Raw genomic sequence first — 11,127 nt, 5'->3', positions numbered from 1 at the left:
ATAGAACTGGATAATTGAGGCTATCAGCATCCGCCTCAAATCGGTATGGCACTCCTGATGATCCTGAACTTGTCTGCATTAACGCCGTGAATGTATCAGACTATAAACATTTAGTAGGTATCCATGCACCCGTTGTTCTTAATTGTTCCTTCTCGCTGTCCCCAAGCAGCTAACTTGGGTTTGAAGTTTTCCTCGCTTTCAACTTATTATAATCATCCTTTTCCAGATATAGGGATATTCCCGATTTCCATGGGTAGAGACGCGCCATGGCGCCTCTCTACATCAATGATCTGTCTAACCGCCTTGGCGGTTGCTATACCCTGGAACCATGACGCCGTAACCGGGAACCATACTGGGGCGCAAGCCTTGCATACTGGGGCGCACGTCGGTGCGCCCCTACGGTGATCACCGTTCATTGATCTAATACCTCTAGTACCGCCTTGGGTGATAACTTATCCTTAAACCAAATAATTTGGGCTGGCACACGTTCCAGCTTAACCCCAGCTTTATCCAAATTAAGTCGCTCAGAAATTGCCAAAATCAAATTATCACAAGCCGCCCGCCGGACTTGAGAAAATTTCTTTTGCAGATAGTCGGGACGCCAAAACCCAACAATTTCTAACAACATATCTCGCCCATCGGGATGCACCAACCGAAAATCCGGAATCATCACACTCCCCGGAATCGGAACCAAATCTACTTCTCGTTCCAGAATCCACTCTGTTTTCAGCGAGTCCCAACGGTTGGCAAAGGATGCCTCAATCATACTGTCGTAAGGCTTACCAGGGGGATAATGAGTCACCAACCCACACTTATCATTGAGGCAAAATCGTCCAGTTTTCCACGTTCCCGTGTAGGGATCACGCATTTGTAACGTGGCTTTGAGACTCCAACGAGTAACATGGAGTAGAGCCGGAATCAGTTTCGCGATCGCGAGTCCATAGCGGGTACTGGTTTTAAATAAACTCGCTGGTCCATCAATAGTAATCGTAAACCCATGATCCGCATCGCCTTCGATATAGGTCATTAAGCCAAATAACTTTAAATAACGAAACAGTAGTTTATATTCCCCCGGTACATTCCGATGAGCATTGAGAATCATCTCAGAGGCTTTGTAGAAAATCCCCTGAACTTGAGATAAGTTGTAACGGTGTAGCAAGGCTTCCGGCGCGGGATCATCAAACTGGGTCAAAATCCGATTTTCTGGCAAATCCGCATAAAGCCCTGTTCTAATTTGCGACGGTAGCACCTCTTGATGTAATTCTTGAGTAAGCGTACTACTGAGGGTTTCCAGAGTCGCTTCCGTAGCAGCGCGACAGGGGAGAGATTTGGCAGATAGGGTAAAGACTCGTTGTCGCAGTTCTTTTGGTTCCAGGGGGCTAACAATTTCAAAGGTACTGAAATTATTTTTGAGCAGATGTGCCAGTCCCCGTTTAAGGCGATAATCAGGACTATCCCCTTCTAATTCAGAAAGCTGGCTCTTGAGTTCACCTTGGGTATGACCCACCGCCTTCCGGAAACAGGTGATTAAATCCGTGGCGATATCACAGGTGCGTGGGTTAATCGGCAATCGCTTGGGGATGATTTCTTCCCCATTTTGTCGATAAATTAGCAGTGGTGTGGGTAACATGAGCGATTTGTCTTATGTCAGTGGTCATTAGTCTTATCTCTTATGTCATTGATTATTCATCACCACTTCACTATCTGTTACAGAATTTCAAGATTAAACTATGAGTACAAAATTATCGATGCGGCAGACACCTGCCCATACTATCTACAGAGTGCTAGAGTGCAGACCTGATAGCTATAGAGATTGGTTAAATCAAGGGCATGGATTGCGAGATGAAGGACGCTATGAAGAGGCACTGATCAGCTATAATCGGGCGTTGGACTACAAGCCCCATGATTTTTGGGCGCTGTACTGGCGAGCCGATGTTTTAGATGCGTTGGGATACTACTCGGAAGCGTTAAGCAGTTATGACCAAGCTTTAGCCGAAAAGCCCACCGATTACTGGAGTTGGTGTCAACGCGCCACGGTACTACGAGAATTACAACGTTACGAAGACGCGATCGCAAGTTATGATCACGCCCTGGATACTCGACCCGATGACTATTGGGCTTGGTACAATCGGGGACGGGTCGCCCTAGAAGATTTGGATTGGTACAAGGAAGCGATTACCTCCTTTGAGGAAGCCCTGAAGCTTCGACCAACCGATTACTGGAGTTGGTATCGCTTAGGTGACGCCCAGCGTCATTTGGCGCGGTATGGAGAGGCAATTGCCAGTTATGAAAAAGCCTTAGAAACCCGACCGGATGATTATTGGGCGTGGTATCGACGGGGAGATTCCCTGCGACATTGGGGACGCTTAGAAGACGCCTTGGCTAGCTATGATCGGGCGTTGGAGATCAAACCCACTGATCCTTGGAGTTGGTACCATCGAGGGGAACTGCTGCGGAAACTGGCTCGATATCTTGAAGCTGTGGCGAGTTATGACCAAGTATTAGACTCTGATCCAGAAGACGAATACGCCTGGTACAACCAAGCCTGTTGCTATGCCTTACTGGGAAATCAGGAGAGTGCGATCACGAGTTTACAAGCAGCGATTCGCCTGAATCCGAGTGAATATCTCACCTTAGCCCAAACTGACTCAGATTTTGATAATCTACGGGCAAATGAGTCCTTTGTAGCTCTGCTCAACGGTATGGGAACAGATGAGCGGTAGATCTCAACCATCATTTTTTTGTGATAATCTAGTGAAGTCTAGTCCTTCTATGTGCCCCAGCGATCTCTCACGCTAGGGTTTCCTCAACTCTGGAAGGCTATGCATCTCTACATACTTCCCCTATAGGGGCGGGTTTAGTATGGTTATCGGTTTTTTCCAAAACTTTATCGGTAAAACCCGCCCCTACAGACCTAAATGGAAATGTAGAGACGTAGCAGGCTATGTCTCTACACGTTATAGGATTAGTTCTTGTCCCCAACAACCCTACCGTAATCAGTATCAGTAAAGGTTGTTGTAACCAGACATCGAAACAGTTACTCAAAAACAGGTGCTGCTTCCTTCACTTCACGCGGCGCATTGGGAAACTTCTTAAAGTTTTCCACAAATCGTTTCGCCAAATCCTTCGCTTGTGTCTCGTAGGCTTGGGGATCACTCCAGGTATTTTGGGGATTGAGAATGCTGCTGTCAACACCGGGAACTGATTTTGGCACTAAGATCTTGAAGATGGGATGGTGATAGTATTGCACCTTTTCCAACTCCCCACTTAACGCCGCTGCAACCATCGCACGACTGTCTTGAATCCGGATACGTGTGCCAACGCCGTAAGGTCCACCTGTCCACCCAGTATTCACTAAATAGACATTGGCATCATATTTAACCAGTCGTTCAAATAACATCTCGCCGTAGACAGTTGGCGACAGAGGAAGGAACGGTTGACCGAAACAAGCGGAGAATGTGGCTTGAGGTTCAGTAATTCCCCGTTCTGTACCCGCGAGTTTGCTGGTGTAACCCGACATAAAGTGGAAAATTGCCTGATTATTGGTCAGCTTGGTAATCGGGGGTAATACTCCAAAAGCATCTGCGGTGAGGAAAATGACGGTTCCGGGATGACCACCGATCCCCGGAATGACACAATTAGGAATATAATCGACCGGATACGCGACTCGTGTGTTTTCAGTGAGGCGACCATCATCATAGTTGGGAATGCGGGTTTCTGGGTCAAGCACCACGTTTTCCATCATTGACCCGAAGCGAACCGCTGACCAAATCTGGGGTTCATTCGTCCGCGACAGCCGAATGGTTTTGGCGTAACAACCTCCTTCAAAGTTGAAGATACCCCGTTCTGACCATCCATGTTCGTCATCCCCAATTAGATGCCGGGTAGGATCAGCTGATAAGGTGGTTTTTCCCGTACCCGAAAGTCCAAAGAATAACGCGGTGTTCCCTTTTTTGTCCATGTTGGCGGAACAATGCATGGGCAGAACATCGCGCTTCGTCATCAGATAATTCATGAATGAGAATGCCGATTTTTTGATTTCACCGGCATAGCGCGAACCACCAATCAAAACCAGCCGTTTGGCAAAGCTGACGACAATAAAGGCTTCACTATGGATACCATTAATTTCTGGGTCTCCCTGTAAACCAGGAATCGCAATGATGGTTAGTTCACGGTTATGGGTATTCAGTTCCTCTGGGGTGGGGCGGAGGAACATTTGATGGGCAAACAAATTTTGCGAGGCGAGTTCGTTAACAACTCGTACACCTAGGCGGTATTGCGGATCAACGCCGACATACCCATCAAAGATAAACAGATCTCTGCCTTGCAAATAAGCCAACATCTGTTTATAGAGTAAGTCAAATTTTTCCTGTGATATGGGAACATTGACTTTATTCCAGTTCACTTCCTCATGCAATCCCGGCTCATCAACGATGAATTTATCCGCCGGAGAACGTCCGGTGTATTTGCCTGTTTCCACACAAAGAGCGCCATTAGCAGCGAGAACGCCTTCATGCCGTTTTAGGGCTTCTTCAATAAGCTGGGGAACCGGGAGATTGTGATACAGATGACCAAGGTTCCTTAATCCCAGAGATTTGAGTCCATAACTCTCATCATTCATGTGAGGATTGACTTCAGACAAGGTTTGATAGACGTGGTTCAACGTTTTCAGTTCAGATTCCAATTTGTAAGTCTTTTCGTTCATATCAGCACCTTCTACACTCTATAAGCGTGAACTTGCGTTTGCCATAAGAAATATTTCCTAGGTTTATTTGTATCAGAAAAATCGTGTTGTATTTTACGAATTCACAATTATTTAAATTAGTTAATATTTTTTGTTTATTTTTTGTAAATAGAAATGAGCATCAGCATTCCTATTGCTTAACTCCTAAATTTTGTCAAGCTTAAATGGGGCAAATGTCAACATTTAATGACAATTCAGCTTGGCTAATTATTGGGAATATATTATGCTGACAAAAAGTATAATACACTATTGTCGGAACAGATCAATGTTCCTTGGTTTATCATGGTTGATAAACTTAGCGGCAACGACGCTATACGGCTCGACCCAAAATCCTCCCAAATGGTAACATTCGCTACTTATAAGTAGGTGAGGACAATTAAAGTTAACGGCGTAAATCGTCATACTCGCTTCGCGAGAAGCAAGCTACGTCATTTGTCATTTGTCATTTGTAAGGGTTTGAGGAACATTCACAGAACTTAACATCGTTCGGTTTATTTCCACCGACCTACTTACCTCCCTTTTATGACGAGGGGCGGGTTTTGCTGAGAGGTTATCGGTAGGATTCCAACATTAAATGGCTAAACCCGCCCCTACAATTAACAAACTAGACTTTCCGGCGGAAGCTTGAACTATTGATTATCTAAAGATACAAATAGATTCTGGCTCTACAGGACACTTTAATTCAGCAAGTGGATTACCCATTAGGGATAGTCCAGAAAGATTTTTCAGTCCAGATAGGGAACTTACATCTGTTATTTGATTATTCCGGAGATTGAGGTAAGAAAGATTGGTGAGTTCGGCGATGGGGCTGATGTCTGTTATTTGATTATCACGGAGATTGAGGGAAGAAAGATTGGTCAATCTGGAGAGGGAATCTATATCGGTTATTTGATTACCACTGAGATTGAGTTGAGAAAGATTGGTGAGTCCGGAGGGGAAATTTAGCTCAGTTATTTGATTCTCACTAAGGTCAAGTACAGAAAGATTAGCAAGTCCGGAAAGAGAGCTTAGATCTCTTATTTGATTATCCCAGAGGTAGAGTTCAGAAAGATTGGTGAGTCTGGAGAGAGGACTTAGATCTCTTATTTGATTTTCACTGAGATCAAGTTCAGAAAGATTGGCAAGTCTGGAGAGAGGACTTATATCTCTTATTTGATTACCCCGGAGATCGAGTTCAGAAAGATTGCTGAGTCCGGCGAGGGGGCTTAGATCTCTTATTTGATTCTCACTGAGGTCGAGTTCAGCCAGATTGGTGAGTCCGGAGAGGGGGCTGATGTTTGTTATTTTATTGAAACTAAGGTCAAGTTCAGCCAGATTGGTGAGTCCGGCGAGAGGGCTTATGTCGGTTATTTGATTCTCTATTTGATTCTCACTGAGGTCAAGTTCAGCAAGATTAGTGAGTCCGGAGAGGGGGCTTAGATCTCTGATTTGATTGCTACCTAGATCCAGTTCAGCCAGATTGTTGAGTTCTGAGAGAGGGCTGATATCTGTTATTTTATTACTACCGAGGTCAAGTTCAGCCAGATTGTTGAGTTCCGAGAGGGGGCTGACATCTGTTATTTTATTACTGCCGAGGTCAAGTTCAGACAGATTGTTAAGTCCGGCGAGGGGGCTGACATCTGTTATTTTATTACTGCCGAGATTGAGATCATAAATTATCGCGATTTCTTGAGCAGCTTGCTGACAATCATTAGTTTCGACATACCGGAGCAAAGTCTGAACAGTATGTTTAGCGCCTCTTGACAGCTTCTCTTGATTGAGACACCAATCCATAAAGGTTCTAAATTCAGTGGTTGATTGAGATAGCGCCGCCTGTCTAAAATTAGGAAAGGAGAAAGGATTTAAACTGATAGCTAATCCTAAACCCAGCAATTGCGATAATTTTGTAATCATTTTATTTATACTATTTATTCAGTTGACCAGTAAAATGAGTGATCAACTTCATCCCTGATTATAACGATCCCAAGTAGTTGGGCAGAATGAAAATTGAAGGTTGAGATTAGGAAACAGGGGAGGAAAAACAAGGAACAGTAAGGATTTGACGCTTGTCAAGTTTATTAGTACAGCAGAAAAAATTTATGTCCAAGGACTTAGACTATTACTGGGGTTGGACTGAGTAACCAGAAGAAGCTGCGATCGCGGCTGGGCATTTTTAGTCAGACTAATGACTAGACTGGTATCTTTTAGTGAATTTAAAACCTAGAAATAATTTAGAACTATTGATGAGTTGGGCTAAACGATACTCAAAGTTGTAACAGGGTTTTTACCCAACGCGCTTGCTCAAGGGAACCGGGAGGCGAAGCATCTGGTGAGATTCTGACGCTCGTTCCTCGCTATAGCTTCGCTTTTCCTAGACATGATAGAACGCAACTTCGGTATCACTCATCCCCCTACCAACTCGGTTTCCAGACTTCCCGTGAAAAGTCAGCTAGGGGAGAAGGCGATCGCACGATAAACTCTCTGGGAGGATGGATTGCACTCCCGCCTTTTTCGTCAAGATTAATGTAGCGAAAGAAAAATACCGCCAAATGATCGATTAAACTGGCAAAGAACCTACTCTTGTGTCTATCGCCCTCTCTGATGAGCCGAAGTTTTCCCCTCTCTAAACTCTCCCGGACATTTTCTTGGGCATTACTGATCGCGATCGCGATCGCAGTACTGTTAAGACTCGTTAACTTAAGTAGCCGAGAATTTTGGTACGACGAGGTGTTGTCCCTGCTGCTGTCTACGGGTCAAAAAACGTCCTATTCCACGCCGAAGGAGTTGCCTGTTACCTTAGCCGAGTATACAGCATTACTAAGTTTACCGGTAGAAAACGGTATCGGTGCTATCCCAGCCACTCTAAAAAAGTTACTCCAAGGATTAGCTGGTGAACCCCATCCGCCTCTATTTTTTCTGGGTCAACATCTTTGGTTACGACTGTTCGGTAATGGGGTAGCCGCGACGCGCAGCTTGAACGTTCTGTTCAGTATCGGTGCAATCGGTAGCGCTTATGGTTTAGGTCGTCGTTTGCTGGGTCATCAAGGCGGTTTGTTATTGGCGGCTCTTTTAGGCACTAATGCTTATTATCTCTTTCACTCACTCAATGTCCGCATGTATGGTCCACTATTGTTGTGGGTGATTCTTAGTGCTTGGGCGGCGCTGGAATTGATTGAACCCAAAAGGCTAACGGTTCCAGATAAAGAACACAAAGATGGTGAGGGATCAAGTCTCTATACTAAACTCTTATGGAATCTAGTCTTCATTGGTTCCATCACCGCCGGGTTCCTCACCTTTTATTACTTTGCCTTTTTTATTGCCGCTCTGGCTGTTTTAGTCTTATGGTTAGATCGGCAACATTGGTGGCAACACGGACTACGGTTTGCGGCGGGGATCACATTAACGATTCCTTGGGTATTATGGGGAACCCGACAACAGCTACGGAATGCTGATTTAGAGCGGTTTGGCGGGACTCAAACCTGGATAGAAACGGTGGGAAAACACCTAGAAGGAGTAACCCAAACCCTAGGAATTCATTTAGTGTTGGGGGATTGGATTACCAGTTTACCCGTCGTCAGTGCTACTATCGCTGGGATAGGCGCGATCGCACTCTTGGTTGTCTGTAGTATCAGGCTGTGGCGTCAGCATCACTACAGGGTTTTGGGTGTGGCGTTACTCTTAGGGATTTTTCCCCTTGTTCTGGCGTTAATGGTGGATATCCTTAAAGGTCAGTTTACCGTTGGCTTTGGCTGGGGGCGATCGATGATCTTTATTTTACCCGGATGCTTGCTCTTAATCGCCGCCTGGATTGAGCGGACAATGGGAAAATGGCGACCCCTCGCCGCCGCGATAGTGTTAGGGTTCTATTTGGTAATCAGTATCGGGGATTTCACATTACGCGATCGCCGGATGTTCCATCAAATTGCCGACATCATCGAGCAAGAACCGACAACTCCTACCTTAATCGCTATGAATTCTCAGGCTTGGGGTCACGTCCTCCGTTTAGCCTATTATATTCCCCCAGATTTGCCCGTCACCTTATTGGCGCAATCCCCGGCGAAACTGGCTCCGGTATTAGAGAAAACCTTGAATACTCAAACGGGTAACTTTTCTCGTGTACTCTGGTTAGATAGCGGTGATCCGATATGGTCAAAGCCCAAAACAGAAGCCGAAAAATTGAAGTTTCAACAAAACATCCAGACCACTTTAAAGTCCCAATACCAGTTGGTAGAAACCCAGCCACTGGTGGGAACAATGGAAGAAGACCAATTCACTGTTCACCTCTATCAACGTTCTCAATAAGTCGGTGAGAAAGATGAACGTTAACGGCTTGGATCGTCTTATGTTATTTGTTATACTCGCTCCTGCAAAGAAGCAAACTACATCATACTCGCTGCGCGAAATGCCATAAAGCTGCTTAGATCAAACGTAAAAAACAGCTAATGAATGTCAATCCCCCAAATTCCTTGCTCCCTGTTCCGTCCGGTTCCTTTGTGGTTCCGGATGTAACCACTGTCTTAGCGACAACGAAAGAACGTCCCTTACAGTTTTCCCTAATTATTCCCACGTACAAAGAAGCGAAGAATATTCCCCAGATTGTCGAGCAATTGAGCCGATTACTCGATTCCCAATTAGCGGGGGACTATGAACTCATTGTCGTCGATGATAATAGTCCGGACGACACCTGGAAAGTGGCACAGGAACTCACGGCAGATTATCCTCAGCTACAAGTCATGCGGCGGATTGAGGAACGGGGACTCTCTACTGCCGTAATTCGGGGATGGCAAGTGGCGCGGGGAGAGGTTTTGGGAGTGATTGATGCGGATCTCCAGCATCCCCCCGAACTGTTATTGCCGCTATGGAGCGAGATCCAACGGGGCGCCGATTTAGCTGTGGCTAGTCGCCATGTTGAAGGTGGTGGTGTGAGTGATTGGAGTATTATCCGCCGCTTTTTATCCCGTGGCGCTCAGACGATTGGCTTAATCCTCTTACCGGGAGTCATCGGGCGGGTTTCTGACCCCATGAGTGGTTATTTTATGGTACGCCGTCAATGTTTAGTCGGTCGTCCTCTGAGTCCCCTGGGTTACAAAATTTTAATTGAAGTCTTGGGTCGAGGGAAAGTCCCTTGGATTGGGGAAGTGGGTTATGTGTTTCAAGAGCGTCAAGCGGGGGAAAGTAAGGTAACTTGGAAACAGTATGTAGAGTATTTGCAACACTTACTACGCTTGCGTTTATCTCTCGGACACATTGGTCGATTCATTCGCTTTGGTGTAGTCGGCTTTAGTGGTGTATTTGTGGATATGGCGGTCTTTTATCTGCTGCGAGAGCATGTAGAATTGGGATTAACTCGCAGTGCGATTCTGTCAGCCGAAGTCGCAATTCTCAATAATTTCTTGTGGAATGATTTATGGACGTTTGGCGATATTTCTCGACATCAACGGGGATGGCGTAAGCGACTGAAACGATTTTTGAAGTTCAATTTAATCTGTTTAGCTGGACTTATTCTCAATGTTTTACTTGTGAATTTATTGTTTAATGTCTTTGGCATCAATGAATATGTTTCTAAGTTAATCGCGATCGCGGCGGTGACGGTGTGGAATTTCTGGATCAATCTTAAGCTGAGTTGGCGTGTAACCGATGTGCGACAGTAATTGACATCACAGCGTTTGACCCCCGCTTAAATATTTAAAATTATCGGACTTGGTCGGGGCGGGTTTAGGTCAGTTAGTGGTTTGAACCGCAGCGTTATAGGTAAAACCCGCCCCTACACATTCAAACAAAGGACAAAGGACAAATGACAAATGACAAATGACAAATGACAAATGACCAAGGACAAATGACAAATGACAAATGACTAACTAGGCTTGCTGCCACATTTGTTTAATTTTAGACGGTAAAAACTCAGCAACTTCTTTGACTCGTTCCTGAGACAACTCGTCTTTCGTGGCGGAAAAAATTGCTTTTACCACAGTTTCTGGACTAACGCCTTTGGGTAAGCTGGCTTCTTGACGAACTCTAAATAAGAAGGTATCAGCATCAAATTCGAGAGGGGGACGAACTCGACTCAGGAAGCTGACAATTGGATTAGTATCTTTCCACAGATCGGCAATCTCTTTTTGCTGTTGTTCGGCTGGAGTCGGTACAGATCCATCGTTTTGACGCAATTCTGATTCGACCCGATCTGAAGCGTCTGTGTTCATTAAGTCGCGCATGGTGCGGAACACTACTTCAGTGACATCGCGGGCGTCGTAGATGTCTTCTAATTGACCCTGCTTTTTGATTTTTTCTAAGAAAGCTGTATTGTCAGCCATAGTTTTCTCCTTGTGTTTCAGGTCATGGTTGAGGACTTTGAATGTCCTGATTTCCCAGTTTTATGTGAATGATCCAGTAAAGACAGAAAAACG

General features: G+C 45.2%; 8 protein-coding genes. 3 read left to right on the top strand and 5 right to left on the bottom strand.

Annotation, left to right across the window (positions count from 1 at the left end; translation table 11 throughout):
* Positions 1–412: 412 nt before the first annotated feature.
* Positions 413–1,630 (bottom strand): DUF790 family protein, encoded by a 1,218-nt coding sequence (locus RIC07_RS31300; protein WP_446397926.1) that lies wholly within the window; start codon positions 1,628–1,630, stop codon positions 413–415.
* Between the two features lie 100 nt (positions 1,631–1,730).
* Here RIC07_RS31300 and RIC07_RS31295 point away from each other — a divergent pair, with 100 nt between their 5' ends.
* Entirely contained in the window at positions 1,731–2,723 is a 993-nt protein-coding gene (locus RIC07_RS31295) for a tetratricopeptide repeat protein (protein WP_446397925.1), read from the top strand.
* Between the two features lie 314 nt (positions 2,724–3,037).
* Here the strand turns inward: RIC07_RS31295 and pckA are convergent, their stop codons facing one another.
* From pckA to RIC07_RS31280, 3 genes are all read right to left on the bottom strand, one after another.
* The gene (pckA, locus tag RIC07_RS31290; RefSeq protein ID WP_446397924.1) at positions 3,038–4,705 is read right to left on the bottom strand and encodes a phosphoenolpyruvate carboxykinase (ATP); all 1,668 of its coding nucleotides are present in this window, start codon (positions 4,703–4,705) and stop codon (positions 3,038–3,040) included.
* Positions 4,706–5,380: 675 nt separating this feature from the next.
* Positions 5,381–6,637 carry a leucine-rich repeat domain-containing protein gene (locus tag RIC07_RS31285; protein WP_446397923.1) on the bottom strand — a complete coding sequence of 419 codons (1,257 nt, stop codon included), beginning with the start codon at positions 6,635–6,637 and terminating at the stop codon, positions 5,381–5,383.
* A 497-nt stretch (positions 6,638–7,134) separates the two neighbouring features.
* On the bottom strand, positions 7,135–7,272 hold the full coding sequence (locus RIC07_RS31280) for a hypothetical protein (protein ID WP_446397922.1): 138 nt from the start codon (positions 7,270–7,272) through the stop codon (positions 7,135–7,137).
* 52 nt (positions 7,273–7,324) lie between these two features.
* Between RIC07_RS31280 and RIC07_RS31275 the strand changes: the two genes are divergently transcribed.
* Entirely contained in the window at positions 7,325–9,025 is a 1,701-nt protein-coding gene (locus RIC07_RS31275) for a glycosyltransferase family 39 protein (RefSeq protein WP_446397921.1), read from the top strand.
* Between the two features lie 140 nt (positions 9,026–9,165).
* Positions 9,166–10,374 (top strand): glycosyltransferase, encoded by a 1,209-nt coding sequence (locus RIC07_RS31270; RefSeq protein WP_446397920.1) that lies wholly within the window; start codon positions 9,166–9,168, stop codon positions 10,372–10,374.
* A gap of 207 nt (positions 10,375–10,581) precedes the next feature.
* Here RIC07_RS31270 and RIC07_RS31265 read toward each other — a convergent pair whose 3' ends face one another.
* Positions 10,582–11,034 carry a DUF2267 domain-containing protein gene (locus tag RIC07_RS31265; protein ID WP_446397919.1) on the bottom strand — a complete coding sequence of 151 codons (453 nt, stop codon included), beginning with the start codon at positions 11,032–11,034 and terminating at the stop codon, positions 10,582–10,584.
* Between the last annotated feature and the right edge of the window lie 93 nt (positions 11,035–11,127).

Origin of the sequence: Coleofasciculus sp. E1-EBD-02 (genome assembly GCF_040218245.1) — a bacterium.
Taxonomy (GTDB): domain Bacteria; phylum Cyanobacteriota; class Cyanobacteriia; order Cyanobacteriales; family Coleofasciculaceae; genus Coleofasciculus.
The sequence above is the reverse complement of the archived record's forward strand: the minus strand, read 5'-3'. Positions and strand labels throughout refer to the sequence as shown.

What these genes read in the sequence shown, in the direction of transcription:
- pckA (WP_446397924.1), bottom strand. Translation starts at nt 4,705, where the DNA reads ATGAACGAAAAGACTTACAAATTGGAATCTGAACTGAAAACGTTGAAC.
- RIC07_RS31295 (WP_446397925.1), top strand. Translation starts at nt 1,731, where the DNA reads ATGAGTACAAAATTATCGATGCGGCAGACACCTGCCCATACTATCTAC.
- RIC07_RS31270 (WP_446397920.1), top strand. Translation starts at nt 9,166, where the DNA reads ATGAATGTCAATCCCCCAAATTCCTTGCTCCCTGTTCCGTCCGGTTCC.
- RIC07_RS31265 (WP_446397919.1), bottom strand. Translation starts at nt 11,034, where the DNA reads ATGGCTGACAATACAGCTTTCTTAGAAAAAATCAAAAAGCAGGGTCAA.
- RIC07_RS31275 (WP_446397921.1), top strand. Translation starts at nt 7,325, where the DNA reads ATGAGCCGAAGTTTTCCCCTCTCTAAACTCTCCCGGACATTTTCTTGG.
- RIC07_RS31300 (WP_446397926.1), bottom strand. Translation starts at nt 1,630, where the DNA reads ATGTTACCCACACCACTGCTAATTTATCGACAAAATGGGGAAGAAATC.
- RIC07_RS31285 (WP_446397923.1), bottom strand. Translation starts at nt 6,637, where the DNA reads ATGATTACAAAATTATCGCAATTGCTGGGTTTAGGATTAGCTATCAGT.